The 380-nt window shown below is 43.9% G+C and carries 1 protein-coding gene; it reads left to right on the forward strand.

Translation table 11 applies throughout. The features are described from left to right. Positions 1 to 380, forward strand: a 380-nt coding sequence (locus PL85_RS18335) for a zonular occludens toxin domain-containing protein (protein ID WP_327795945.1), incomplete at both ends; no start/stop codon positions are given.

Below are 380 nucleotides of genomic sequence, written 5' to 3' on the forward strand. Positions count from 1 at the left end.
TTTGAGGCACTAAAGGCGGGGCGCGTTGTTGTCACAAACATTGAAGGGATGCAACCACTTGATGCTATTCAGAAGCGTCTTGATATAGAGTTTCCGTCTACTACTCGCCTTATTCGTATCTTCTCAAGGGATGCGGAAGGGATTGAACTCTGGCAACACTTTTTCTGCTGGTGTCCGCTTGGGGCGCTGATTGTTATTGATGAGTGTCAGGACATTTTCTCTAAAAATATTGGATTTAGGATGGATAAAGTATTTTATCGTCCTTTGTCTGAATTCTTGCCAAAACTTCCCAAGGATTACGAATCGTTTTTTTACTCTCGCTATACGCCTGCTGATATGACTAATTTAGACCCGTCTGAGACTGACGACCGAGGTCGAGC

Origin of the sequence: Vibrio anguillarum (assembly GCF_001989995.2) — a bacterium.
GTDB lineage: Bacteria > Pseudomonadota > Gammaproteobacteria > Enterobacterales > Vibrionaceae > Vibrio > Vibrio anguillarum.